At 56.0% G+C, this 24,741-nt stretch carries 23 protein-coding genes; 19 read left to right on the forward strand and 4 right to left on the reverse strand.

Annotated features, from left to right (window positions below):
- Both Q0816_RS25070 and Q0816_RS25075 read left to right on the forward strand, forming a co-directional pair.
- Positions 1 to 1,866: adenylate/guanylate cyclase domain-containing protein (locus Q0816_RS25070; RefSeq protein WP_298855841.1), on the forward strand; the 1,866-nt coding region annotated here is incomplete at its 5' end.
- 309 nt (positions 1,867 to 2,175) lie between these two features.
- On the forward strand, positions 2,176 to 2,871 hold the full coding sequence (locus Q0816_RS25075) for an alpha/beta fold hydrolase (RefSeq protein WP_298855843.1): 696 nt from the start codon (positions 2,176 to 2,178) through the stop codon (positions 2,869 to 2,871).
- Positions 2,872 to 3,096: 225 nt separating this feature from the next.
- On the opposite strand, the gene Q0816_RS25080 is transcribed toward Q0816_RS25075, so the two are convergent.
- Positions 3,097 to 3,963, reverse strand: a complete 867-nt coding sequence (locus Q0816_RS25080) for a LysR family transcriptional regulator (protein WP_298855845.1) — start codon at positions 3,961 to 3,963, stop codon at positions 3,097 to 3,099.
- Between the two features lie 126 nt (positions 3,964 to 4,089).
- Here Q0816_RS25080 and Q0816_RS25085 point away from each other — a divergent pair, with 126 nt between their 5' ends.
- The 10 genes from Q0816_RS25085 to argE all read left to right on the forward strand — a co-directional run bounded on the left by Q0816_RS25085 (position 4,090) and on the right by argE (position 13,304).
- A complete protein-coding gene (locus Q0816_RS25085; RefSeq protein ID WP_298855847.1) occupies positions 4,090 to 4,818 on the forward strand; it encodes a pirin family protein in 729 nt (242 codons plus the stop codon).
- A gap of 18 nt (positions 4,819 to 4,836) precedes the next feature.
- Positions 4,837 to 5,427 (forward strand): isochorismatase family protein, encoded by a 591-nt coding sequence (locus Q0816_RS25090; protein ID WP_298855849.1) that lies wholly within the window; start codon positions 4,837 to 4,839, stop codon positions 5,425 to 5,427.
- Positions 5,428 to 5,906: 479 nt separating this feature from the next.
- Entirely contained in the window at positions 5,907 to 6,827 is a 921-nt protein-coding gene (locus tag Q0816_RS25095; protein ID WP_298855851.1) for a LysR substrate-binding domain-containing protein, read from the forward strand.
- Positions 6,828 to 7,063: 236 nt separating this feature from the next.
- Positions 7,064 to 8,107 (forward strand): threonine aldolase family protein, encoded by a 1,044-nt coding sequence (locus tag Q0816_RS25100; protein ID WP_298855853.1) that lies wholly within the window; start codon positions 7,064 to 7,066, stop codon positions 8,105 to 8,107.
- A gap of 1 nt (position 8,108) precedes the next feature.
- The gene (locus Q0816_RS25105; RefSeq protein WP_298855855.1) at positions 8,109 to 8,879 is read left to right on the forward strand and encodes an amino acid ABC transporter ATP-binding protein; all 771 of its coding nucleotides are present in this window, start codon (positions 8,109 to 8,111) and stop codon (positions 8,877 to 8,879) included.
- Positions 8,880 to 8,908: 29 nt separating this feature from the next.
- On the forward strand, positions 8,909 to 9,709 hold the full coding sequence (locus tag Q0816_RS25110; protein WP_298855857.1) for an ABC transporter substrate-binding protein: 801 nt from the start codon (positions 8,909 to 8,911) through the stop codon (positions 9,707 to 9,709).
- A gap of 59 nt (positions 9,710 to 9,768) precedes the next feature.
- Positions 9,769 to 10,458 (forward strand): amino acid ABC transporter permease, encoded by a 690-nt coding sequence (locus Q0816_RS25115; protein ID WP_298855859.1) that lies wholly within the window; start codon positions 9,769 to 9,771, stop codon positions 10,456 to 10,458.
- Positions 10,459 to 10,467: 9 nt separating this feature from the next.
- Positions 10,468 to 11,157, forward strand: coding sequence for an amino acid ABC transporter permease (locus Q0816_RS25120; protein WP_298855861.1), 690 nt, complete (start codon positions 10,468 to 10,470; stop codon positions 11,155 to 11,157).
- 131 nt (positions 11,158 to 11,288) lie between these two features.
- Complete coding sequence (gene proC, locus Q0816_RS25125; RefSeq protein ID WP_298855863.1) at positions 11,289 to 12,092, forward strand: pyrroline-5-carboxylate reductase; 804 nt, start codon at positions 11,289 to 11,291, stop codon at positions 12,090 to 12,092.
- Positions 12,093 to 12,149: 57 nt separating this feature from the next.
- Positions 12,150 to 13,304, forward strand: a complete 1,155-nt coding sequence (gene argE, locus Q0816_RS25130) for an acetylornithine deacetylase (protein ID WP_298855865.1) — start codon at positions 12,150 to 12,152, stop codon at positions 13,302 to 13,304.
- Positions 13,305 to 13,612: 308 nt separating this feature from the next.
- Here the strand turns inward: argE and Q0816_RS25135 are convergent, their stop codons facing one another.
- From Q0816_RS25135 to Q0816_RS25145, 3 genes are read right to left on the reverse strand one after another with little or no spacing between them, the layout of a single operon-like run.
- On the reverse strand, positions 13,613 to 14,671 hold the full coding sequence (locus tag Q0816_RS25135; RefSeq protein ID WP_298855867.1) for an ornithine cyclodeaminase: 1,059 nt from the start codon (positions 14,669 to 14,671) through the stop codon (positions 13,613 to 13,615).
- Positions 14,672 to 14,673: 2 nt separating this feature from the next.
- On the reverse strand, positions 14,674 to 15,987 hold the full coding sequence (locus Q0816_RS25140) for a glutamine synthetase family protein (RefSeq protein WP_298855869.1): 1,314 nt from the start codon (positions 15,985 to 15,987) through the stop codon (positions 14,674 to 14,676).
- The gene (locus Q0816_RS25145) at positions 15,980 to 16,831 is read right to left on the reverse strand and encodes a MurR/RpiR family transcriptional regulator (protein ID WP_298855871.1); all 852 of its coding nucleotides are present in this window, start codon (positions 16,829 to 16,831) and stop codon (positions 15,980 to 15,982) included. The genes Q0816_RS25140 and Q0816_RS25145 overlap by 8 nt, the downstream gene beginning before the upstream one ends.
- Positions 16,832 to 16,951: 120 nt before the next feature.
- Here Q0816_RS25145 and Q0816_RS25150 point away from each other — a divergent pair, with 120 nt between their 5' ends.
- From Q0816_RS25150 to Q0816_RS25180, 7 genes are read left to right on the forward strand one after another with little or no spacing between them, the layout of a single operon-like run.
- Positions 16,952 to 18,733: a branched-chain amino acid ABC transporter ATP-binding protein/permease gene (locus tag Q0816_RS25150; RefSeq protein ID WP_298855874.1), complete on the forward strand. Its 1,782-nt coding sequence runs from the start codon at positions 16,952 to 16,954 to the stop codon at positions 18,731 to 18,733.
- Positions 18,734 to 18,757: 24 nt separating this feature from the next.
- The gene (locus tag Q0816_RS25155; RefSeq protein WP_298855875.1) at positions 18,758 to 19,918 is read left to right on the forward strand and encodes an ABC transporter substrate-binding protein; all 1,161 of its coding nucleotides are present in this window, start codon (positions 18,758 to 18,760) and stop codon (positions 19,916 to 19,918) included.
- A 12-nt stretch (positions 19,919 to 19,930) separates the two neighbouring features.
- Complete coding sequence (locus tag Q0816_RS25160) at positions 19,931 to 20,647, forward strand: ABC transporter ATP-binding protein (protein ID WP_298855877.1); 717 nt, start codon at positions 19,931 to 19,933, stop codon at positions 20,645 to 20,647.
- Positions 20,647 to 21,540 carry a branched-chain amino acid ABC transporter permease gene (locus Q0816_RS25165; protein WP_298855879.1) on the forward strand — a complete coding sequence of 298 codons (894 nt, stop codon included), beginning with the start codon at positions 20,647 to 20,649 and terminating at the stop codon, positions 21,538 to 21,540. The genes Q0816_RS25160 and Q0816_RS25165 overlap by 1 nt, the downstream gene beginning before the upstream one ends.
- Positions 21,537 to 22,310 carry an N-formylglutamate amidohydrolase gene (locus Q0816_RS25170; RefSeq protein ID WP_298855881.1) on the forward strand — a complete coding sequence of 258 codons (774 nt, stop codon included), beginning with the start codon at positions 21,537 to 21,539 and terminating at the stop codon, positions 22,308 to 22,310. Before Q0816_RS25165 ends, Q0816_RS25170 begins: the two co-directional genes overlap by 4 nt.
- A gap of 1 nt (position 22,311) precedes the next feature.
- Complete coding sequence (locus tag Q0816_RS25175; protein ID WP_298855883.1) at positions 22,312 to 22,950, forward strand: isochorismatase family cysteine hydrolase; 639 nt, start codon at positions 22,312 to 22,314, stop codon at positions 22,948 to 22,950.
- Positions 22,947 to 24,266: an aspartate aminotransferase family protein gene (locus Q0816_RS25180; protein ID WP_298855885.1), complete on the forward strand. Its 1,320-nt coding sequence runs from the start codon at positions 22,947 to 22,949 to the stop codon at positions 24,264 to 24,266. Before Q0816_RS25175 ends, Q0816_RS25180 begins: the two co-directional genes overlap by 4 nt.
- The last annotated feature ends 475 nt before the right edge of the window (positions 24,267 to 24,741 follow it).

A 24,741-nucleotide genomic window follows, 5' to 3' on the forward strand; every position in this document is an offset into this window, starting at 1 on the left:
CGCTTGATGGGCGCGAATGAGATCGGCGTTTTGAACGCTCTCAAAGCACTTCGTTCGGAGCTGTTCGATCCGCAGGTCGAGAAACATCATGGTCGCATCGTCAAACTAATGGGTGACGGAACGCTCGTGGAGTTTGCTTCGGTCGTTGATGCAGTGAACTGCGCGACTGAAATCCAAGCGAAACTGGCGAAGAGAAACGACAACCTGTCTCCTGAAGAGCAGCTTGAATTGAGGATCGGCATAAATCTTGGCGACGTGATGATCGATGGCGATGACCTTTATGGTGAAGGTGTCAATGTCGCGACACGGATTGAGGAGTTGGCGGAGCCTGGTAGCGTTTGCGTGTCTGAAGTTGTTGCAACTCAGGCAGCCGGCAAAGCTAACGTTGGTTTCGAATACTTGGGCGAAACCCGCCTGAAGAACATTTCTGAGCCGGTGCGAATTTATCATGTAAATCCTCAGAGCCGAGCAATCAGCCGCCGCAGCTGGGTTAGGAGCCGTGGCGTTCAGGCGGCAATAGGCGGAGCGCTTCTGATCACTGCGGCATTTGTGGTTTGGCAAGGCATGCATCGCTGGGGTGCCAATGAAGCCGTTCCTTTTGACGAGGCTACGGCTCTGACCCGGCCTACAGGTCCTACAATAGCGGTTTTGGCGTTCGAGAACCTAAGTGGAAGCCCGTCGAAAGATTACTTGTCCGATGGCATCAGCGAGGATGTGATTATCGAACTCGGACGCTATCGCGACCTCAACGTCTTATCGCGGCACACCACTTTCTCCTACCGCGGGCAACATCAGGATGTGCGCGGTATCGGTGAAGCCTTGGGTGCCGATTTGGTGCTTGAAGGTACGGTACGACAAGCGGGTGATCGTCTGCGAGTTACGGCACGCCTGATCGACACCCAGAGCAGAGCGCAGGTCTGGTCCGAGGCGTTCGATGAGAACCTTACGACCGCCAATCTCTTTGATGTGCAATCTCAGATCACCGAGCGCGTTGCAGTTGCGATTGGTGACACGCGCGGCGCCATCAGGCGAACAGACGAAAGGCGGGCACGGGCAAAACCGCCGGAACGATTGTCGTCGTATGAATGCACCATGTTTTATGACGATCTGTACGATAGACCGGATGTGCAGAAGCGGGTCCATGGTTGCATTGAAAGGGTAATCAAGGAAGAGCCGGATTATTGGCGCGCCTGGGCGCAGCTGGCCGAGGCATTGCGTGTAGATCTAAGCTTTTTTGGGGATCGCTATGCTGGCACATATGAGGAAAAACTCAACCGAGCTTTGGCTGCCGCCAACGAAGCCAAGGCACTCAACCCAAACTCGGCCCGTGTCCGACTTATCTTGGGTATTCTTCTGCTCATGAATGGGGATCGCGACGGCTTTTTCGCCGAGGCGGAGGACGCGCTCGCTATTGGAGGCGACCGCAGCGTGGAGGCGGAGTTCGGCTACTGGCTGGTCTGGACCGGGCGTTTCGATCTGGGCGCGGCGCTTGTACGGCGGGCTATCGACCTCGACCCAGGGTCGACCATCAAGGATTGGCATCAAGCGCTCTCGGAGTACCACTTTCACAAGGGTGAATACGAACTTGCGCTTGCCGAAGCGCGCAAGGGCGTGCTGCTGGATTATTGGTGGTCGATGATCCCCGAAGTCACGGTTCTCGCCAGGCTTGGACGCGCTGAAGAACTTGAGCGCGCCCGAAACCGGCTTGAAGCCACGCGCCCCGGCGTGAAAATCGCCGACATTGTTTGGGTGTATCGCCGTTACCAGCGTCCGGACGCTCTTATAGCGCCCTACGTTGATGCCTTCCGGAAGGCAGGATTGCCGGAGGGCACTTATCGAGCATTGGATTTGAACGACCGAGGCTAAATCGTTGTCGGTCCTGGAAGCAGATTGCGCGCTCTAAATTGACTATATTTTGGTCTGATAAAATGGACCTACAACGGTGTTATTCCGGTGGCCGCTTGGTCCCGCAACTTGGAAACTGAAAGGCCAGTTGTAAATGACCGCTTCGGGCTGCGACAAGCCAATCGAACGGATTGCAGACAATGGTGACTCTGGGCTCATTTCAGAAGTGCACTTTTGCAGATGCTCGTGCTGAACGTCCAAACGATGCTGTGGACGAGGTGGCCCTGTTGAATCTACTGTCTTTGCAGTATCGACGGAGTGGGGCGGGTTATGGCGACATTTGTATTGGTCCACGGAGCGTGGCAAGGGGGATGGTGCTGGGCTCGCGTAGCCGCGCTTCTGCGCAGGGAGGGCCACGACGTTTTTACCCCTACGCTGACAGGGTTGGGTGAACGTGCTCACCTCGTGAGTGACGAAACCGATCTGGCCATGCATATCGAGGATGTCCTGGGGGTGATCACGTGCGAAGAACTCTCCGACATTGTTTTGTGCGGTCATAGCTATGGCGGCATGGTTGTCACCGGAGTCGCGGATAGAGCGCCCGACCACATTCGCTCACTTGTGTACCTCGATGCGCTCGTGCCGGACGATGGGCAGGCCGCCTTGGACGTTTTGCCTACGGATATCGCGGCAGGGCTTCGTGATAGTGCCGTCGATGGCAAAGTCGCGCCGGGCCCAGCGGAGGCTTTTTCGGTGAATGGAGCAGACTGTGCGTGGGTTGACCGCCGAAATGTCGCGCAACCCCTCAAGACATTTGAGCAACCAATTCAACTGGTGAGCGGCGGAGCCAAGGTGTTAAAGCGGACCTACATCTATGCAACCGGCTGGGTCCCAGGGCTTGGCCAACCGTTTTTCGAGCAATATCAACATCAGTCGGGGTGGACGGCGATTTCGGTGCCATTCGGGCACTACGTGATGATCGATAGGCCTGACGACTTGGCCCGAATGCTAATGTCCGCAATATAGACTTAGCTGCCGGCTCCTGCATGAGCGCGCGGACAGTGAAATCGCACGCATAGGAATAGTTATTGCTTCCTTCCCGATTGTCCTACTTCAACCACCGCTTCGGGGAAGATGTTGCACATCAATACGTCAACCAGGAGGTCTCGCACTATTAAATTTTTAGCGGCTTGTTGATTTGAGCTAAGTGGATTCCACATACCGTCATACAGCTCAGTCGAGATTGACTGGCTACAACAGCTGTGCGGATTTTAGTGCCTCCATAACGTATTGCCGAACCGCAGCGACCTGCGGAGCGGCCAAGCGTTCAGGGCGGCAAAGTAAATTCAGGGGAACTGGTTCGGTAGACCATTCAGGAAGAAGGCGCACGAGGTTGCCAACGCGTTCATCCTGTTGCGCCAGCAATGTGGGCAGCATGGCAACTGCATGCCCCGTTAAAACTGCTGTAAATGCGAGCTCCATCGTATTGACTCGCAAGCCGACGGGCGGCGCAACGGCCTCACTTTGACCTGCTTCGTTCTTGAATAGCCATTTGCCTGATTCTTGTGTGCGCAAAACGCATGACACCGAGAGTAAATCAGCAGGCTGGTTGACGGTTTTCATCCGCTCCAATAGCAGCGGGCTGGCGTAAGGTGCCCGCTGCGCAGGCGGTAAGGCTGCCGGGATGAACCGTCCTTTATCGGCGGGGCCGGTCCTGAATGCCAGATCGATGTCTTCTGCCGCAAAATCCGACCTGGAATCGTCGGCATGAAGCTCCAGTTCGACATTTGGATAGCGGGATTGAAGCCCGGCCAGAAGCGGGACAAATACGGTGCCAAGCAGGCTGTTGGGCCCCGAGACCGACACTCGACCAGCAATCTTCCCGCTTCTGGCAAAGCCAAGCTCTGCCTCTGCCTCACGCGCTGCGTCAACAGGCCCCGTGCAGATCTCGAATATTCTGCGCCCGGCTGAGGTCGGTGTCACCGCCCGACCTGACCGGTCCAGCAATACCAGCCCCAATTCAGCTTCGAACAGAGCAAGCTTCTGGCTGATCGCCGATTTCGTGGTGTTCAGCTCCGCAGCTGCTGCACTCATCGAGCCCGCGCGTACAGTAGCCACTAAGGCCTTGGCGCAAGAATAGAATCTATCGTTCATAATTACGAACGATAGTTAACAAAAGGATCATTTTCCAGAACGAATGAAATCTCTAAATTCTATCGCAGCGAATAGGTCTGGAGACGAGTAATGCAGACAGAGATGGTCTACCACCCCGCCGCGACCCGTGAGTTCAAGGATTTCGGTTTCATGCAGGCGCATTTGTCGTTCAAGCCGCATCTGGAAGAGGCGCGGCGCAGGTTCGGCCCGCTGATCACAATCGATGACGGCACGCTGTCCCCCGGCGCCAAGGGATTTGGCCTGCATCCGCACCAGGATGTCGAGGTCGTTACCTTCATGGTGAGCGGAGAAGTATCGCATATCGATCCGGTGGTGCCTGCCCACAACGGCACCGTAAAGGCGAAGGGCCTTCAGGTTATCTCCGCCGGCACCGGTATCCTCCACAACGAAGTGAACAACTCGCGGACAATGCCGATGCGAGCTCTGCAAATCTGGTTCGAGCCGCAATCCGAAGGGTTGGCGCCGGCTTATTCCAGCAAAGAGCTGGAAACCGCGGACCACACCAATCGGTTCCAGCTGGTGCTGTCGCCCGACGGTGCCGAAGGCTCCCTTGTTGTACAGCAGGAAGTGCGTCTCAGTTACGGCAAATTCGACCGCTTCGGCGCGCTGAGTTTCAGCCCGTCCGGCCCTGATCGTAGCCTCTACATCTTTATGATCGAAGGCGAGGCAATTGTTGCTGGTCTTGCCCTTGGCAAAGGAGATGGGCTGGGACTGCTCCGTGCCGGGGACCTGGCGATTGAGGCTTCAATTGGAGCCGAACTCCTGATCTTCGAATTGCCCTCATCCCATATTTCTTAACCAGAAAAGGACATCAACATGACCTCCACGAAAGTGACCCCCGACAACGCAGCCATCGTTCTGATCGACCACCAGGTCGGCACAATGAATTGGGCAAAATCCGTTGACCGCGATCTGATCGAAGCCAACACCCGCGCCCTCGCGCGGACGGCGACCGAGCTTGGCATGCCGCTGGTGCTGACCTCCAGCATGGAAGACAACATGCAGGGGCCGCTGATGCCCACGCTGGAAGAGATCGCGCCGGATGCATTCGCCGCGCGGATAAAGCGTCCCGGCGTAGTGAACTGCTGGGATGACAGCGCCTTTGCAGATGCCTGCCGCAACACCGGGCGCAAGAATTTCATCATGGCAGGCATCACCACCGACGTGTGCCTTGCCCCGCCCGCAATTAGCGCCGCCGACGAAGGCTTTGCTGTGACCGCTGTGGTCGATGCCTCCGGTTCCCCAACTGCGCTGACGGATGAGATGGCGTTCCGGAAGATGGAGCGCGGCGGTGTCGAGCTCACCACAACCAGCGCGCTGCTGGCAGAGCTTGCGGTCAATTGGGCTGGCGAGACTGGCCAGAAAATCATGCAGATCCTCGGCGAGGAAATCCTGAGCCGCGGATAGACTCTCAGATCGATTACAAACGATACGGGAGCGGCCGCCCTATCACAGGGCGGTCGTCTGGTATTTTCGAAGTTTTCCGCCTGGCACATCATGTATGAAAGGGATCTAAACCCATGAAACGAATGGCAGTTATGGGCGTTTGACCACCGCTCAGAAAGAAGCAGCAATTGACCTTTTCGTTGCGCTCTAGGAAACTGCAAAGTCTAATTGCGAATGTCCGCTTCGGGCTGCGACAAGCAGAGCGCAGAAAAAGACAACTCTGAGCCCAGTTCGCGGATGCTGCATTATTATGGAACGACTACAGCGCATTACGAAGCTGACATTGACGTAAGCATCTTACGCAGGCATCGTTCTCTCCGTGGTTGCAACTGGTCTTGAGCGGTTTAGTTGCTTTTCTAGGATCTGATTAGTCTACCAAAGCGGTGCCATGCTTGTGGGCGCTCAAATAACTAACGAGATTACATGGTTGGGCTCGACACATGCAACTGAATTCACGTCTTCTCGAGTGTTTCCACGCTACGATGACAGTAGGCACAGTAACAGGTGCTGCCGAACTGCTTAACAGTTCCCAACCTGCGGTAAGCAGATCGTTGAAGCAACTGGAAGATGCAATCAGGATGACGCTGTTTGTTCGAACCGGCAACCGGGTTACGCCCACTCGTGAGGCGCAGTTGCTGTATGAAGAAGTCGACCGATCGTTTCGCGGCCTTAAACGCATCAGCCGGGCGGCTGATGAAATTCGAAACCTGCAACAGGGGAAAATCCACATTGCCTGCGCACCTGCTTTTTCTCAGGGCTTTCTGGTCGATACAGTCAAAGCATTTCGTAAAAGCAGGCCTGGGGTGCAAACCGTGGTCACGACCCGCATGACGCCGACAATTGCGGAACTGGCTACGTCACAGCAATGCGACCTAGGGCTGGCGGCTTACGCAATTGAACCAGAGGGTACTGAATTCGAAACCTTCACCGATTCCCCGGAAATCTGCATTCTGCCTGTTGGGCACCAGCTGTGCAAAAATAGCGTCATTTCTCCCGAGGATCTGCATGGTGTGGATTTTGTCTCACTCGGGCAGATTGATCCTTATTCGCAACGCCTTCAACGGTTGTTAGAAGAAGAAAACGTAACAACCTTAAACGTGATGGAAGTTCAAAATTCTCTGATGGCAGGTGAGGCGGTCGCGGAAGGTCTGGGCGTCACGATCATTAACCCGTTCTCCGCGCTCAGTTTCCGGCATCGTGCAATTGTGTTTCGACGCTTTTCCGTGAAACTCCCTTTTGCCACCACGTTACTGCGCTCCAAGTTTCGACCGGTAAGCGCGCTGATCGGCGAATTTGAAAAATGCCTGGCTGAGACCCGTAACCGCTATCTCGATGTGCTTGAAGATCTTTTGAACAAGTAGCCACTCGCCAGAGCACGGAGCCAAATCTAAAGCAACAAAACTCATGAATTGGGGGAAGCTATGGCCACCCCAACCAACTTGGAATTCGAAGTAGCTTATTTCTAGCATATCAAAATTGAATGCTAGATATCATTATTTTTATTTTTCACATGCTCACCGGCATGACATGACTCCCCTACACAACTTGTAACGCGCCCGGCATCAAAGCTTCGACGGGCCTAGGGGAGAAGACCGCGATGTACGATTTCTACGCTGACACGAAGACCAAACCGACGCCCGAGATGCGCCGGACCGTGTTGGATTGTGTCGTAGGGGACGAACAAAAGGATGAAGATCCCACAACGACCGAGCTTTGCGCTCGGGTTGCAAAGCTTCTAGGGAAAGAGGCAGCTGTCTTTCTACCATCAGGTACGATGTGCAACGAGATTGCGATCAAAGTGCACACTAACCCGGGTGATGAAATCATCTGTGAGCAATCCTGCCACATCATCAATTTCGAAACCGGCGGACCCGCAGCAATTAGCAGCGTGATGATTAAGGCATTGCATGGTCGCAATGGCATGTTCACACCCGATCAGCTGCTGGGCGCCATTCGTCCGGATTCTCGATACATGCCACAAAGCACCCTGCTTTGTGTTGAGCAAACGGCGAACATGGGCGGCGGTGCTATCTGGCCGCTTGAACAGTTGCAGGCCGTTTCCGCTGTTGCGAAAGACGCAGGATTGGCCACGCATATGGACGGTGCACGGCTGATGAACGCCGTTGTCAAATCGGGCATTCCTGCTGCCACCTATGCCGAAGGCTTCGACACCGTCTGGATCGATTTCACCAAGGGGCTTGCCGCACCGGTGGGGGCCGTGCTGGCCGGATCACACGAGTTTATCGCAAAAGCGTGGCGCCTGAAGCAGCAGATCGGCGGTGCGATGCGCCAGTCCGGTATTGTTGCGTCTATGTGCCTCTATGCGCTGGATCATCATGTGGACCGCCTGGCCGACGATCATACGCTTGCGTCGAACCTGGGAGATCAGATTTCGCAGCTCGCCCTGGTCAAGGAAGTCCTGCCGGTCGAGACTAACATCGTCATTTTTGACCTGAAGGATGCGGCACCTACTGCCGCGGAAATAGTCGCGCGGCTTCGCGCCGACGGAATTCTGGCGGGTGCGTTTGGGACACGCCGCATTCGCATTGTCACCCATATCGACGTCAACGCCACCGCAGGTGAAGCGCTGATGGAGTTATTGAAAAAATATCTTGGCACAGACGCAAGGGAGGTCGCGTGATATGGACAACGGCTCTGCACAAAAAGGTGATGTACTGGTCAAGGTGGAAGGCCTGTCGAAGATCTTCAAAACCACTGACGGGCGCATAATCAACGCGCTGACAAATGTGAACACAACCGTGGATCGTGGCGAGGTTGTTGCCATCATCGGGCCCAGTGGCTCGGGCAAAAGCACACTGCTGCGGACCTTCAATGGGCTCGAGACGATCTCGAAGGGTCACATCTATATCGATGGGATCGACCTTGCGGACAAGAAAACCGACATGAATGCGTTGCGCGCTGATGTTGGCATGGTCTTTCAGCACTTCAATCTGTTCCAACACAAGACATCTCTTGAAAACATTACGCTGCCGCAAACCCTGGTGCGCAATTGCACGAGTGCCCAAGCGGATCAGATCGCAATGGATCTTTTACGTCAGTTGGGGCTCGATCATCTGGCCAACAACTATCCGTCGCAGCTCTCTGGTGGTCAGCAGCAACGGATCGCGATCGCGCGAGCTCTGGCGATGCAGCCCAAACTAATGCTTTTTGACGAGGCGACGTCTGCGCTCGACCCGGAAATGGTTGGTGAGGTGCTTGATCTCATGAAGGGTCTTGCGACCGACGGCATGACGATGTGCATCGTGACGCACGAAATGAACTTTGCCCGGGAGGTTTGTGACCGGGTGATCTTCATGGATGCCGGTGAACTGGTGGAAACCGGTCAACCTGCGGAATTTTTCCAGAATCCGTCCACGGACCGCGCCAAGCAGTTCCTGGACAAAGTTCTCTAATCATCATCAACCAAAGGGAGAAGCCTCTGATGAATTTCTTGAAAACCCTCGCTGTCGGGGCGGTAGCATTTGCAGCTGCCCACACAGTAACACCGGCCCCTGCCAGTGCCGATACGGTGCAGGACATCGTGAACAGCGGCACACTGAACGTCGCTGTGCAAACTCAAGGCCCGCCGTTCAGCTTTGTCGACAAACATGGGGAGCGCACTGGTTTTGCCGTTGAAGTTGTCAAACTGATCGCACAGGACATGGGCGTTGAAATCGAATTCCACGATTACGAGTGGAAGGGTCTGATCCCATCGCTGCTGGCGGAAAAGGTTGATTTCATCGCCGCCGACATGACCCCCACACCCCAGCGCGCGTTGCAGTTGGTCTTCACCGAACCCTTCTACTATAGCGACGTGGTCGCCTATGTTGCTGGCGGGTCAGATGCGGCCAAATGGGAAGACCTGAACGTCGAAGGCGTCAACATCGGCGTTCCGCAAGCCAGCTCGCACGTCAAGTTCGTCCGCGACAACATGCCCAATGCCACAGTTGTTGAACTCTCTGGCGGCAGCCCTGCCGTGGCGCAGGCTCTTTCGGTTGGACGTGTAGATGCAGGTGTCACGTCGCGCGAAATCGCGACGCAGTTTACAACCGAATTTGAGGGCGTGCGGCTTCTGGATGGAACCATCGTGCAATCGCCGCTCAGCTTTCCTGTCCGTCCCACCGATACACATCTTGAGGCGTGGCTGAACAACTGGTTCCGCATCAAGAAAGCAGACCGGACAATCGAGCGTATGCTGGAGTATTGGGTGCATACCAAAGCCTGGGAAGCAGATCACAAATAATAAATCTAGGCCGTGAGGGACTATACCTCTCACGGCCAGCCTAACAAGGGAGGTGTACCATGAGATTGATAGAATTTTATAACTACAGGGTTGTTCTACAATACCTGCCCGAATTCGCCTGGGGGCTGTGGGCGACGCTCTGGATTTCTTTTGTCTGTCTTGTCGGTTCGCTTATCCTTGGCACTCTTGTCACCGTCGCGCGTCGATCTCAAAAGCGTTGGATATCAACCCCAGTGGCGGCCTATGTCGAAGCAGTACGCAGCACGCCATTGCTGGTTCAGCTTTACATTGTCTACTACGGGCTTTCGCAAATCCCGGTTCTGAACGTTCCGGTTCCGGCGCTTGCCTGCGGTATCTTTGCACTGACAATCCACACTGCCGCTTACATGAGCGAAATCATTCGCGGCGGCATCGAAGCTGTAGATCGTGGCCAATTCGAAGGCGCTAAAGCAGTCGGAATGAGTGAGCGGCAGACGATGATCCACATCATCTATCCGCAGGCCTTCGCGAAAATCATCCCGTCGCTTCTTGGACAGGCGGCGGTGCTTGTGAAAGACAGCTCCATCCTCAGCTTTATCGCTGTCTTTGAATTGCTTGGTGCCGGGTTGATCATACTCTCCGACCGCGTCATGCCGACCGAGGCGTTCATGACCGCGGCCTTTGGGTATCTGCTGATCTATCTGCTGATGCTGGTGGCGTCGAATAAGATTCAAAAGAAGCTGTCGGGCAATGCCTGGAACAGCAGGTAGGAGGTCACAATGCTTGAACTCACGCTACAAACCATGCCCTTTTTGCTTGAGGGTTTTCTCAACACGATCCTGATTTCGCTTGTCGCGATCTCATTGGGCAGTTTCGTCGGCCTTGTGCTTGGACTTGGCCGCACGGTCGGGCCAAGGCTTGTTTACAACATCATCGGACTTTACGTGCACCTGGTGCGGGCGACACCATTCCTGGTGCAGATCTACATCGTCTACTACGTGCTGCCGACGACGAAACTGCCGATTTTTGACTTCTCGAACTTCACGGCAGCCGTGATTGCACTGACAATCTATACATCATCCTACACGGCCGAGATTGTGCGCGGCTCATTGGAAGCCGTACCAAAAGGGCAATGGGAAGCGGCCGCAGCGGTTGGCATGAACATGCGCCAGCGTCTTCTGAACGTAATCCTTCCCCAGGCTTGGAAACTCACCTTGCCGCCCCTTGCCGGGGTTTATGTTCTGGTCATCAAGGGCACGTCGATCCTGACCGTTATCGGCGTGGTGGAACTTATGCGTCAAGGCGAAGACGCCATTCACCGGCATCCGGCGCACATCATGTGGATCCTCTTTCTCGTCGCGAGCCTCTATTTTATCTACTGTTTCCCGATCTTGCGCGGCATCAAACAGATGGAAAAGCGGATTGCGGCCAAAGGTGCACGAAGCGTTGCCGGAGACGCTCAGTGGTAAGGCAAAACGTCACATGACTTTGATAGAGCAGCATCCTAGGTGCTGCTCTACCACAAAGAACCCTCCCTGTGAGGCAATAATATGGGCGGCCTGTCGAGCAGGCAAACCTATCAACTACGGGATCTAGAGCCATGACAAAGACAGTAGATAAAACCCTGTTTATCGGCGGCGGCAACATGGGGCGTGCTATCCTAAGGGGGTACAAAACTGATGGCGGCGACATGTCGAAAATCTCGATTATCGACCCCTTCATGGATGCGCAAGACGCCTCTGAACTCGGGATCGGAGCGCTCCACAGGGCGTATGACGACATTCCCAGCGACCTGAAATTCGCAACAATTGTTCTTGCCACCAAGCCACAGGTTTTCGAGGACGCCAGCCGCCCGGTGGCCAATGTCCTGAGTGAAGATGCACTTGTTATTTCCATCATGGCCGGCGTGACCAGCGCCAGAATCATTCAGAATATTGGCAGACAAGTGCCTGTCGTGCGTTGCATGCCTAACATGGCCGCAGCGGTTCAGAAATCCGTCAACGTGGCCTTTGCGACGGATGCGTCCCGCAAAGACCAGTTTGAAGCGCTATTTGCTGGGTCTGGCCCAGTCAGTTGGGTCGAAGACGAAGATCATATACACGCAACAACAGCCGTTTCGGGAAGTGGCCCGGCCTATTTCTTCGCCTTTGTCGAGGCCATGGGGAAAGCCGGAGAACATGCAGGATTGGATCCCCAGTTTGCTTTGGACCTTGCTACCGACACGCTGATTGGAGCCGCCGAACTTCTGAAACAGGATCGCATGCCATCTAAGTTGCGAGAAAGCGTGACCTCAAAGGGTGGGACAACTGCAGCGGCGTTAGAGCAATTTGCCCTGAACAACAACCTGAATGCGATTGTGTTGGAGGCCGTCAAGGCAGCACAAAGCAGATCGAAAGCGCTTTGAAGTAGTAGGCTTTGATTTTTCAACTTGTCAGCCTGATGCTTTTTGCGGTGGTGCACAATGCAAGATATTCTGACTATCCTTGACCGGCTCTGCGCTTTTGATACGACCAGTCACAAATCCAATCTGGAGTGCGTAGATTATTGTCGTCATCTGCTGGTGTCCGCAGGGTTCGATGTCACCATTCTGCCCAATGCTGACGGCACAAAGGCGAACCTGCATGCTGTCGCAGGTCCAAGGGACGGTCCTGCTCTGGTCTTCGCAGGGCATACGGATGTTGTCCCTGTTGACGGTCAGAATTGGTCAACGGATCCGTTCAAACTGACGCAAAGGGATGGCAACCTCTTTGCTCGCGGCACAACGGATATGAAGGGGTTTGTCGCGGTCGCCCTTTCCACCGTGACAAATCTGGATCTGCACGCGCTTGGGCTCTCGCTGCATCATGTTCTGACCTATGACGAAGAAACCGGATGTTTCGGCGCGCGGGATATCTCCGATTATCTGCGATCGGCGGTCCCCGCAGGAAGTTTCTGCATGGTTGGGGAACCCACAGATCTGCGGCCCATCGTGGCGCACAAGGGCATTATCGGCCTGCGGGCAACGGTGACCGGTTCTGAAGGGCATGCAGCCACCATCGCGACCAAAACCAACGCCATTCACTTTGCATCCGATCTGGTGCAGTACCTGTTGCAACAGGCTCAGGTCTATGCAGCCAAACCCAACAAAAATGACTACGTCACACCCTTTTCAACGATCCAGATCGGCCTGATGAACGGAGGTCAGGCGCGTAACATGATCGCGAAACAGTGCGATTTGGAGTTTGAATTCCGGCACCTGCCGGATGATCTAAGCGTCGAATTTTTGGAGGACTTAGAGGCGTTCCTGTCGTCAGACCTGAGGCCGAGATTGATCAGGAATGATGAACTCTCATCGGTTCACATCAAAACGATGTCGCATGTTCCCGCATTTAGAGCCAGTAAGAACAGCCCTTTCCTCAGCGCTTTGAAAGCAAATCTGGGGTCGGTCGACATAGGGTTCTGGGATGGTGTAACCGAGGCTGGGTACTATCTGGATGCTGGCCTGGATACCATCGTGTGTGGACCCGGAACCATTTCTCAGGCGCACCAGCCGAACGAGTGCGTTTCAGTGAGTGCCCTGAACGAGTGTAAAGATCTCCTGCGCCGTTTGACGTCCCAATTAGCTGCTGCTTCATAGGATAGACCGGACATTGCGAAGGCAACAACGAGCTCACAGTTTGTCCGCGTCTGTTGAGTTCCGACATGGTGCAGCGAAGGTCGATGTTTCCCGAACCAGCCTTTCGTGCCAATCACGGCGAAGGTGTCAGGAGAGCCCTTTTTGCCGAATGCTGCAGGCTGCACGAGCGACGACAAGCACGGATAGCCGACCTTGGACTTATGGAAGGCTTTCCTGCCCCGGCACGATCATTGCGTTAAGGCCAAGGTCGATATTAAGACGCTTCGAAACAGGCAGAGGCTCAATGGTAAGCGTGATGGGCTACTCCCTCAGGCGCTTCGGGCGCGTTCGCGTTCGATCATGCCAAACAGATCGCGCGGATCATCGGGGTCAGCAATCATGTCGAGATGCTGCCACTTGTCAGTCTTCGCGATCTTGTCGCGTAGCCAGCGTAGAGCTGAAAAATCCTCGATGGCGAAGCCGACGCCGTCAAACAGGGTGATCTGACGCTCATCCGTGCGCCCTTGGCTGGCACCCGTCATGACCTGCCACAGTTCCCTGACCGGATGGTCGTCTTCCAGCTGTTGGATTTCGCCTTCGATACGGGTTTGTGGCGGGTATTCAACGAATATGTCCGACCGCAGCAGGATGTCTTTGTGCAGCTCAGTCTTGCCAGGGCAGTCGCCGCCGATAGCGTTGATATGCGCACCTGCGCCGACCATATTGTCGGTCAGGATAGTTGCATATTGCTTGTCGGCGGTACAGGTGGTGATCACATCCGCGCCCATCACCGCTTCTTCCGGGGTCGTGCATGCGGTGATGCTCATGCCTGCAGCTTGCAGGTTTGCGATGCATTTCTCTGTTGCAGCAGGATCTGTGTCGTAAAGGCGCAGATTCTCTATCCCGCAAATGGATTTCAATGCCAGCGCCTGAAATTCGGACTGCGCACCATTGCCGACCATTGCCAGTGTCCTGGAGTCCTTGCGGGCAAGGTATTTGGTCGCCACGGCAGAAGTAGCGGCGGTGCGCATTGCGGTCAGGATTGTCATTTCGGTCAGCAAGACCGGATAGCCGGTATCGACAGAGGCCAGCAGCCCGAAGGCGGTGACGGTCTGCAGCCCGTCTTTCATGTTCTTGGGGTGGCCGTTCACGTATTTGAAGCCGTAGTCAATGCCGTCGGATGTTGGCATCAGCTCGATCACGCCCTCATCGGAATGGGACGCAACGCGCGGGGTTTTGTCAAACGAGGGCCAACGGCGGAAATCCTCTTCGATATAAGCTGCGATTTCGACCATGCAGGTCTCGACGCCGATCTCGAGGATCAGACGCATCATGTTCTCGACGCTCACAAAGGGGACGAGAGACAGGTTGGCGTTGGGATTACTCATAATCAGTAAACTTCCTCGTATGCCAAGCAGCGAGCGCTGGTGTCTTTGTCTTTCAGATAGGCGATTTCTCCCCGTTTATGGGCCACGTAGACAGAGGCGAATTCAGCCGGGAACCAACCGCAAACGGTGTCATTGCCTTCAAACCGTTGCAGGGCATCTTCAAGCGTTTCAGGCAGGCGCACGTAGCCGCGCTGCTCAAGCTCATCCGTGGACAAAACGGACAGGTCTTCTTCGGTGACCTTTGGCGCGGGCAATGCGTCTTCGATGCCCTGAGCCCCCGCATGGATGATCGCAGCGAGTGCCAGATGGGGCGAGGCGGCAGCATCTGCGGCGCGGTATTCGAAATTATACTGGCGGGCGATGCTGGAAGGGTCGGTCGCGGTCACCGGGCAGATCCGCACAGAGGCTTCGCGGTCACGAAAGCCCAGATTGTTGTAGGCTGCCGACCAGCGGTGCGGAGTCAGGCGAAGGTAAGACACATCCGACGGCGCTGTCAGGGCGATGATGCTGTCGAGATATTTCAACACGCCCGCGATGAAGGATGCGGTGATCTTTGACATGCCCGCGACGCCGTTTTCATCATAGGTGGCCGGCGCACCGCTTTCATCCAGAAAGCTGACGTGAATATGCACGCCATTGCCGACGCCATCTGGGTCGCGGATCGGCGTGAATGTCACCTGTTCATTCAGGCGTTTCGCCGTCATCCGTGTGACCTCGCGCAGGATCACGGCCTGATCGGCAGATCGGTGGTCAGAAGCCGGGTCGTTTGTGACTTCGTATTGATTGGCACCATATTCTTTCATGAAAGTGTCGGATGCCAATCCGCTTGCATCAAGTGCTGCCATCAGCGTCTCGCCAAACACGCGACGCTCGGAAAACCCACTGTGGCCGTAGGCCTCGCCGGGCTGGTTGCTGCCGGTTTTGAACTGAAACTCGTGTTCAAATGCCGAGACGAGGCTGACTCCACCTGCGGCCTTCATCCGCTCCAACGCGGCCTTCAAAAGCGAGCGCGTGCAGAAATCCCAAGGCTTGCCATCAAGGTCGGTAATGTCACCCAACATAAAGCGCTCAACCGGTCCACCATCTTCGAAATCCAATTCGACACCGGTTTCTGTGTCGGGAATCAACAGCAAATCACCCAACGCCCCAAAGGGACTGTCGGCAATCGCATCAAAGCAGGTGATCATGACATTCGTCGGGGTCCAGCCCACGCCCTTTTTCGCTCGCTTCTCCAAATCAGAAACCGGGAAGGCCTTGCCGCGTACTTTGCCAGCAACATCCGAGGTCGCCGCAAAGATCAGGGGGTTCTTAATCATCTTCATTATCTCCAAAATCCAGCCGCACGGAATCCCATTCTTCGATGCGTTTTTTTGTTTGATCCCAGTTTTTGTCAGCGATGCGGGTCAACAGAGCCTCTAACAATGCCAAGGCACCGGTATAGCTGTCCCAAAGGGTGCTGCTATCAATTGGGGCTGCCAAAACTTCGCTTGCGTGGGCGGAAATTGGCGACAGCCACTCATCTGTCATCAAGACAACCTGTACATTGCGCGCTTGAGTAGCCTTTTGTGCAAGCGCGCAAAGATTGTTTTGGTAGCGGCGAAAATCGACGATGAACAAGACGTCACGTGACCGCATCCGCAGCAGATACTCTGGCCAGACTTCTGGGTCTGAGGGCAAGTGAAATACCTTTGTGCGTATTTGACGTAGGTGTCGCGACAGGTGCTGCGCCAAAGGGTCGCTCATGCGGCCACCAATAACATAGATACTGCGTTTCTCGTCAGCCAGCATGTCTGCGATGCGTTCGAACTGGGCCTCGGACACGGCTTTGGTTGCGTCCTTCACCACCGCACAGGCCCGTTCCAGAAAGCTCTGTAAAAATGCGCCGTGGATCGGCGCGCTGGAAGCTTGCAGTTCAACAGGAGAACGCTGCCCCTGTTTCAGCTCACCAATCAGGTGTCGTTGAAAATCCTGAAAACCGCTGAACCCCAGCTTTGTGACAAAGCGTGAAATGCTGGGCGGGGAGGTGTTTGTCGCCTTGGCGAGCTCTTGGATCGGTTCAAGTCCGGCGAAAGGATAGTCGAGCAGTAGCGCCGTCGAGAGCTTGCGCTCGGTCGATGTCAGGTCATCCGACAATTCTTCTATACGTTCGCGAACTTGCATCTTTTCTCCTCTTTGGCTTGATAAAACCATTATGAAAATAAAACGTCAACCAAATATAAAAAGTTGACTATGAAAAAAAATAATCATTATGCTGTCCGAAACCGTACCTTGGGATTCGATATGATCACCTCGCCACGCAAACACATAATTGCCTCCATCGCTACGATCATCGCCGCCGTCATTTTGGCGACCCTCATTGCTTCGGCTTTTGGTGCAGCAAGTGAGCGGGTGCTGACCGTTTTCTTCATTTCTCTGATCGCTGTTGTGGGGATGGGGGTTTATAGCGGCAATTCCGGCATCCTCAGCTTTGGGCACCTGTCTTTCATGGCAATCGGTGCCTATGCGGCCTCTTTATTGACCCTGCCTGCACAACTTAAAATCGCGACCTTGCCCAAACTGCCGGAGTGGTTGGCGACGACGGAAATGGGTCTTTTACCGGCCACAGTGATTGCGGTGCTCCTGACCAGCGTGGTGGCCCTGCTGATTGGTCTGGCGATTGGCAAGCTGGAAGGCTCTGCGGCCGTCATCGCAACGCTTGGCCTTTTGATCATCGTGCACGGTGTCGCCATTGGCTGGCGGGACGTAACGCGCGGATCGCAAACGTTTTTCGGGATTCCAGCTGTAACCTCGCTTTGGGTGGCTGCGGTCGGTGTCATCCTGGCCTTGATCGTTGGGCGGCTCTACCGCGACTCCATTTCCGGACTGCGACTGCGCGCCGGGCGTGAAAACGCCATCGCAGCCAGCGCAGTGGGGGTTCGCATTCGGCGTGAACGGTTGATTTCGTTCGTGATCAGTGCCGCACTCATGGCTTTGTCCGGCGCTCTCATCGCGCATTTCCTTGGCGCCATCAGCCCTAAGAAATTCTACTTTACCGATACCTTCCTGCTTCTCGCCATGTTGATTGTGGGCGGCATGACCACCGTGACCGGCGCCGTTGCAGGGGCCGTGGCCATAACCCTCGTCACCGAGATTCTGCGTCGCTTTGAAGGCGGCTTCTCGGTCGCGGGGCTGGAGATGCCAGCCGTCTTTGGTACCACGCAAATTGGCATCGGTTTGATCATCCTGTTCGCCATGTTCCGCAAACCGGACGGTCTGGCGGGTCTAAAGGAATGGGAGGAGCGGCTGTTCCCTGTTCGCCCTGTCGCTGGCACGCATGTCGAGATCGCACAGAGCGTCAATTCGCAGCCCCTGACGGCCAAGGGTATGACCATGCAATTTGGCGGTCTGATCGCTGTGAATGACGTGGATATTACATTGAATCCAGGCGAAATCATTGGGCTGATCGGGCCGAATGGGTCCGGCAAGACGACATTGATGAATATGCTGTCCGGCGTCTTGGAGCCGACAAAGGGCGAATTCTTACTGGGCGGTGAGAAACTGTCCGCGCTGGTCTCTCACGAGATCGCGGATCGCGGCATTGCGCGGACCTTTCAGAACATCCGCCTTTTCGAAAATCTGAGCGTTTTTCAAAATGTGCTTGTTGCGGCTCTGTCAACGCGGGGCGGAAAGTATGCCGAAGCCCGCACGGCGGCCGCGCTAGCGCGGATGGGTGTTGCTGCACATGCGGATGCAGATGCCGGGACATTGTCTTACGGCGATCAGCGGCGGGTCGAGATCGCCCGCGCACTTGCCTGTGAGCCGTCACTGCTGTTTCTTGATGAACCCGCTGCGGGAATGAACCGCGAAGAGACAGACAACCTGATGGAAACCCTGCGAGGTCTGACCAGTGATCTGGGGCTGGGAATCTTGTTGGTCGATCATGACCTGAAGCTGATCAACCAGCTTTGCGACCGCATCGTGGTTCTGAATGAAGGCCACCTGATCGCCGAGGGCTCACCCGAGGAAATTCAAAACAACCCAGCCGTTATCGAGGCCTATCTCGGCCCCAATCGGCAAGACTAACGACAACCAACCGGAGGAAAACCAATGAAAAAGACACTACTTGCATCAACCATGGTGGCAGCGGCGGCACTCGCCGCACCTGCCATTGCCGAGACTTTGAAAATCGGCCTTGCAACTGCGCAGACAGGCGGACTTGCGGGCTACGATGGCCCCGTGATCGAAGGCCTGCACATTGCGGTCGACGAGATCAACGCCGCAGGCGGCATCAATGGCAACATCATGATCGAACTGATCGAGAAAGATGTGCGCTCGGACCCGGCTCAAACGGCCATCGCGGTTCAGGAACTGGCGGACGAAGGTGTTTCCGTGATCGTTCTGCCCTGTGACGCCGACCCGTCGCTGGCTGCCATCGGCACTGTGTCCTCGGCGCAAATCCCGGCGATTTCAACTTGTGCATCCTCACCTACGCTGCCCATGATCGGTGGCGATTTCATGTTCGCCAACTTCCCGGGCGACAACGTGCAAGCCACCGTCAGTGCAGAATGGGCATGGGGCGAAGGCCACAAGTCGGCCTATATTATCTACTCGCCTGACAGCCAGTACACCACCATGCCGCTCTATTTTGCCGACGTGTTCACGGCGCTTGGCGGCGAGATGCTGGGCGAGGACACCCATTCCATCGGCCAGCAGGATTTCTCGGCGATTGCCACGCGTATTGCAGCACTTGACCCGCAGCCCGATGTGATCATGACCTCGTCCTACGAGCCTGACTTCCCGTCAATGTTGAAAGCATTGCGCGCAGCAGGTGTGACGGCACAGATGATCGGATCGGACGGCATTGACAGCCCGACGACGTTCTCGCTGGGTGATGTTGGCGAAGGTGTTGTGTTCACGACGGCTGGCCATGCCACAGAAGGCAGCCCCCTGGCCGAGTTCAACGCCAAGTATGAAGCCGCGACCGGCAACCCATCTGAGACAGTGTTCAACGCAGTTGGCTATGACCTCGTGATTGTTGTCGCCGAAGCGGTGAAAGCTGCCGGTGGATCAACCGATCCGGTGGCGATCCGCAATGCAATGGCAGAGCTTGAGAACGTACGCGGTGCGACCAGCCTGATCACCTACAAAGGCACCAATGGTATGCCCGTGCGTGAAGTCACCCTGATCCGCGTGAATGGCGGTGAACGTGAGTTGGTCGGTCAGCCCAGCCCAACAGCCGAGCTGATCCCAGCTCCGCGTATGCAGTAAGGGTTCGGTTCCATGACATCGCTTCTTTCAGTCCAGTCCCTCGCGGTCAGATACGGCCCGATCGAAGCGGTGCGTGGGATTGACTTTGATATCAAGGAAGGCGAGATCGTCGCCTTCCTTGGCGCCAACGGTGCCGGGAAATCATCGACCCTCAACGCCCTTGTTGGGCTGGTACCTGTCGCCAGTGGTACGGTGACGTTCGAAGGTCAGGCCATCACCGATTGGCCTCCCGAAATGCTGGCCCCAGCTGGCATGACGCTTTCGCCAGAAGGCCGCCGGGTATTTGGCGCGCTCAGCGTTGCGGAAAACCTGGCGATGGGCGCCTATGCCATCAAAAATAAAAACGCCATCGAGGCAGCTTGGGAGCGTGTCTATAGCCTGTTCCCGATCCTTTATGAACGCCGTGACCAATACGCAGGAACATTGTCGGGGGGACAGCAACAGATGCTGGCGGTCGGGCGCGCCTTGATGAGCGGCCCGAAGCTTTTGCTGCTGGATGAACCATCGCTTGGGTTGGCCCCCAAAATTATTGGTCAGGTCTTCGACTTAATATCGCTCTTGCGCGATCAAGGTGTCACCCTGGCCGTTGTCGAACAAAACGTCGCAATGGCACTTGAAGTTGCGGATCGCGGCTATGTCTTTGCCAGCGGCGAAATCGTAGCATCCGGCCCGGCGTCCGAACTGGCGCATTCCGACGCCTTGAAATCAGCTTATCTGGGAGGCGAATGATGGACCTGCTTTTGCAACAAACGGTCAATGCCTTTGCTTTAGGTGGCACCTATGCCCTGCTGGCACTTGGGTTGGCCGTGGTGTTCTCGATCATGGGATTGATCAATTTCGCGCATGGCGAATTGATGACCATTTCCGGATACACGTTGATGTATTGCGGCATTGCAGGCATCTCCTTCCTGTTGGCCGTGCCTGTGGCAATCGCGGTTGCGATGATCGCCGCCGTGCTGATGGAACGCATCGCTTTCCGTCCGGTCCGCAATAGCTCGGCCGCCACGATGCTGGTGACAAGCTTCGCTGTCTCGATGATCCTGCAAGTGCTGTTCCAAAATTTCATCTCGACGCGATCGCAACCTGTGATCCTGCCACAGGTTCTATCTGACTCGATCACCCTTGGCGGCCTGGTCATCGGGTTGAACAAAATTGCGGCCATTGTTGCAACGGTTGTGATGCTTGTCTTCCTCGACATCTTCATGAAACGCCAGAAAACCGGGATCGCGATGCGGGCCGCGGCCGAGGATTTCAATGTCGCGCGCCTGATGGGCATTCGCGCCAATACCGTCATCGCGGGGGCCTTTGCGCTTTCGGGTATGCTGGCGGGCGTTGCTGCCGTTCTGTGGGTCTCGCAACGGTCTTCGGTCGATCCACACATGGGCTTCTTGCCCGTCGTCAAGGCCTTTATTGCAGCGATCCTTGGTGGACTTGGCAGCCTGCGCGGCGCAGTGGCAGGGGGCTTTTTGCTGGGGTTTATTGAAATCTATCTTGCCGCCTTCTTGCCACCGGAAATGCAGGAGTTCCGCGAGCCCATAGGCTTAAGTATTGTAGTCGTCGTTTTACTGTTCCGCCCGAATGGACTGATCCCTGCAGCGTCCCTCAAAAGCGAAAAGGTATGACTGTGGCGCAGGCAAAACCGAATCTACTCTTGGGTCCACAAGATCCGTCGCCAGTTGAGGTGATCAACGCGGCCAGCGATCATCCGCTTTTGCTGATCTGCGAACATGCCGGTAAGATGGTTCCGAAAGCGCTCAACGATCTTGGCATTGCGCAAGAAGATCGTGACAGCCATGTAGGCTGGGACATCGGTGCCGAAGCAGTGACGCGAGTTGTGGCCGACTCCTTAGGCGCGCCAGCCATCATTCAGCCCTACAGCCGCCTGGTGATTGACTGCAACCGTCCACCCGATGCCGCCGATGCCATTCCTGAAGTCAGCCACGGGGTGCAGGTGCCGGGCAATCGCGGTCTGAGCGATATGGACCGTGCGGCCCGCGTTCGCGAAGTCTTTGACCCGTTTCAAGCAACGGTCGCGCGCCTCCTTGGGCGGCAGCCGCGCAGGATTGTTCTGTCGATACACAGTTTCACACCCGTGTTGAGTGGCGCGCCCCGCCCCTGGCACGTTGGTTTCCTTTTCCGGCGGGACGTTCAGACCTCAACACATCTGGCCCGTTTCATCTCTGACGCGCGGCCTGAACTCAACATTGGCATGAACCAACCCTATCGGATTGACGATGCCTCTGACTGGTTTGTCCCACGCCACGGCGAGGCCAGCGGCCTGCCGCATTCCTTGATCGAAATCCGCAATGATTTGATTGGCGATGCGACTGGCCAACAGGCATGGGCCAACATTCTGACCGGTGCCGTCAACCGCTATCTCAAGGAGGTCTGACATGACCCTGACCCGCAACGTGCCTTTAGTGCCCGAACAATCCGCGCTTTTGTTTATTGATGTTCAGAACTTTTCCGCCCACCGCGACGGGGGCGAGTTCACCGGCCTGACCGAGGCGGAGTTTCAGAAGAAACACGGCTGGCTCTTTGAGCAGCTTGAGCACGTCATCCCGCGTATGCAGGCCTTGCAGGCCGCATTCCGCAAAAAGCAGATTGAGGTGCTCTACACCACAATCGAAAGCCTGACGCTGGATGGGCGCGACCGAAGTCTGGATTACAAGATCACAGGCTTCAACGTCGCCAAGGGATCATGGGACGGCAAGGTGATCGCTCAGATCGCGCCGGGCGAGGATGAAATCGTGTTCCCGAAATCCTCCTCATCAGTGTTTGTCTCGACCCATATCGACTATGTGTTGCGCAATCTGGGCGTGAAGCAACTGGTGATTTGTGGGCTTTTGACGGACCAATGCGTCGAAGGTGCCATCCGCGACGCCTGCGATCTTGGTTATCTCGTGACACAGGTGACAGATGCCTGCGCCACCGAGACACAGGCGCGCCAGGACAGTTCCATTTCCACAATCAAGGGCTATTGCCGACAGGTAACCACCCAGGAACTGCTTGACGAATTGCAGAACGCATGACCGGCACATCCTTGATCTCGCGCGACGAGGCAACTGTTTCCGCGCTCCAGAAGCTGCGGTTCTTTCCGCTGGCTGTCACGGGAGGCAAGGGATGCACACTTGTCGAAGACGGCGGCCGGGAGCTTCTGGATCTGTCAGCGTCTTGGGGCGCGGCCAGCCTGGGCCACAGCCATCCAGCCATTCGCAGCGCTGTTGACCGGGCTCTGGCCAGTCAGGCGGGGGCATCCATCCTCTCGGGGACGAATGAGCCGGCGGTGGAACTGGCCGAAATGCTGTTGAACCTGATACCGGGAGCGGAAGGTCGCCGCGTCTGGCTTGGGCACTCGGGCAGTGACGCGAACGAAACCGTTGCGCGGGTCGTTCCTTCCGCCACCGGGCGGTCGCGGATCATGGCGTTCTCGGGGGCCTACCACGGTGGCACGCAGGGGTCGATGTCCGTCTCGGGGCACAGTGCGCAGGACGGTGTGGCAAAGGCGGCCGGCCTCACGCTGGTGCCCTATCCCGATCCCTTCCGCCCATTTGAGGGCGATCCGTCCGGGGACGCTTTGCTGGCCCATATCGAGCTCCTTCTCGCGACTACTTGTCCCGGCGATGAGGTCGCCTGTTTCTTCATGGAGCCGATTCAGGCCGATGGTGGGTTGATCGTGCCTCCACCTAGTTTCCTGGGTCGCTTGTCCCAACTTTGCGCGCGCTACGGAATTCTGACGGTGAGCGATGAGGTCAAGGTCGGCCTTGGGCGCAGTGGCAAGACGCATTGTTTCGAGCATGAGGGCTTTGTGCCGGATATTCTTGTCCTGGGTAAAGGATTGGGCGGTGGCTTGCCCGTGTCAGCCGTCATCGGCCCGTCCGGGATCATGGATCACGCACCGGCGTTCTCGATGCAAACATTGCACGGAAATCCTGTTTGTGCCTCGGCGGCTTTGGCGGTGCTGACGACACTTCAGGCAGAAGGTCTGGCCGCAAAGGCGCAGGAAACCGGCCGCATTCTGATGAATGAAATCACGCGCCTGACGTCAGATTTGCCTGAGGTCGGCGATGTCCGAGGAAGGGGGTTGGCCATCGGTGTCGAACTGGTCAAGAAGGACAGCAATGACCCAGACGCCGATCTGGCGCGAAAAACCGTCTATCGCGCGTGGCAACTGGGTGCGGTCTTCTACTATGTTGGCATGAACTCGAACGTGCTTGAACTGACACCCCCCCTGGTCTTGTCTGAAGACGAAGCAAGAACCGGCGCACGGATATTGGCTCAAGCTATCAGGGATGTCATGTCGGGCCAGATCAGTGATGAAGACGTGGCCGCATTTGCAGGTTGGTGATTGGCATCGGTCGCCGGTTCCAATGAAAGGCGTGGTGTATTCAGGTTACTATTTCCAAGTTGGCAAGACTGAAAAGCCGCTGTTTACCCGGCGGGGTGAGGACTGCCAACACTCAGGAAAGGCGAATGGCAATTAGCAGAGCCAAACCGATCATTCGACCGTCCAACTCGAACGGCAACTTTGTCCGCTTCTTGCCTATTCAAACGTGGTGCAGCGAAAGCCCGGAATGTCCAACGATAAGAGTCCGTCCCAAGCGGAACAGACCCCACATTACTCCAACCCGGTGGTCTCGCTGTTCCCGGCAACACATTCACCAGCGCGAACAATAATCTATAATGTCTTCCGTCGTTAAAGGCTGTGACCATCATCTTCATGGATGTGGTTGGCCTGTTCGCGGGTAGGGTGCGAAGTGTTCGACTTCGTTCAAAAGATAGTCTGTACGCGAAACCATAGTTTTTCCTTTGCGAGTTGATGG

The sequence above is a fragment of the uncultured Ruegeria sp. genome (assembly GCF_947497005.1).
GTDB lineage: Bacteria > Pseudomonadota > Alphaproteobacteria > Rhodobacterales > Rhodobacteraceae > Ruegeria.

Bases quoted from the DNA above. Each gene is read 5' to 3' on its own strand.
- Q0816_RS25075 (WP_298855843.1), top strand. From the start codon at position 2,176: ATGGCGACATTTGTATTGGTCCACGGAGCGTGGCAAGGGGGATGGTGC.
- Q0816_RS25085 (WP_298855847.1), top strand. From the start codon at position 4,090: ATGCAGACAGAGATGGTCTACCACCCCGCCGCGACCCGTGAGTTCAAG.
- Q0816_RS25090 (WP_298855849.1), top strand. From the start codon at position 4,837: ATGACCTCCACGAAAGTGACCCCCGACAACGCAGCCATCGTTCTGATC.
- Q0816_RS25095 (WP_298855851.1), top strand. From the start codon at position 5,907: ATGCAACTGAATTCACGTCTTCTCGAGTGTTTCCACGCTACGATGACA.
- Q0816_RS25100 (WP_298855853.1), top strand. From the start codon at position 7,064: ATGTACGATTTCTACGCTGACACGAAGACCAAACCGACGCCCGAGATG.
- Q0816_RS25105 (WP_298855855.1), top strand. From the start codon at position 8,109: ATGGACAACGGCTCTGCACAAAAAGGTGATGTACTGGTCAAGGTGGAA.
- Q0816_RS25110 (WP_298855857.1), top strand. From the start codon at position 8,909: ATGAATTTCTTGAAAACCCTCGCTGTCGGGGCGGTAGCATTTGCAGCT.
- Q0816_RS25115 (WP_298855859.1), top strand. From the start codon at position 9,769: ATGAGATTGATAGAATTTTATAACTACAGGGTTGTTCTACAATACCTG.
- Q0816_RS25120 (WP_298855861.1), top strand. From the start codon at position 10,468: ATGCTTGAACTCACGCTACAAACCATGCCCTTTTTGCTTGAGGGTTTT.
- proC (WP_298855863.1), top strand. From the start codon at position 11,289: ATGACAAAGACAGTAGATAAAACCCTGTTTATCGGCGGCGGCAACATG.
- argE (WP_298855865.1), top strand. From the start codon at position 12,150: ATGCAAGATATTCTGACTATCCTTGACCGGCTCTGCGCTTTTGATACG.
- Q0816_RS25135 (WP_298855867.1), bottom strand. From the start codon at position 14,671: ATGAGTAATCCCAACGCCAACCTGTCTCTCGTCCCCTTTGTGAGCGTC.
- Q0816_RS25140 (WP_298855869.1), bottom strand. From the start codon at position 15,987: ATGATTAAGAACCCCCTGATCTTTGCGGCGACCTCGGATGTTGCTGGC.
- Q0816_RS25145 (WP_298855871.1), bottom strand. From the start codon at position 16,831: ATGCAAGTTCGCGAACGTATAGAAGAATTGTCGGATGACCTGACATCG.
- Q0816_RS25150 (WP_298855874.1), top strand. From the start codon at position 16,952: ATGATCACCTCGCCACGCAAACACATAATTGCCTCCATCGCTACGATC.
- Q0816_RS25155 (WP_298855875.1), top strand. From the start codon at position 18,758: ATGAAAAAGACACTACTTGCATCAACCATGGTGGCAGCGGCGGCACTC.
- Q0816_RS25160 (WP_298855877.1), top strand. From the start codon at position 19,931: ATGACATCGCTTCTTTCAGTCCAGTCCCTCGCGGTCAGATACGGCCCG.
- Q0816_RS25165 (WP_298855879.1), top strand. From the start codon at position 20,647: ATGGACCTGCTTTTGCAACAAACGGTCAATGCCTTTGCTTTAGGTGGC.
- Q0816_RS25170 (WP_298855881.1), top strand. From the start codon at position 21,537: ATGACTGTGGCGCAGGCAAAACCGAATCTACTCTTGGGTCCACAAGAT.
- Q0816_RS25175 (WP_298855883.1), top strand. From the start codon at position 22,312: ATGACCCTGACCCGCAACGTGCCTTTAGTGCCCGAACAATCCGCGCTT.
- Q0816_RS25180 (WP_298855885.1), top strand. From the start codon at position 22,947: ATGACCGGCACATCCTTGATCTCGCGCGACGAGGCAACTGTTTCCGCG.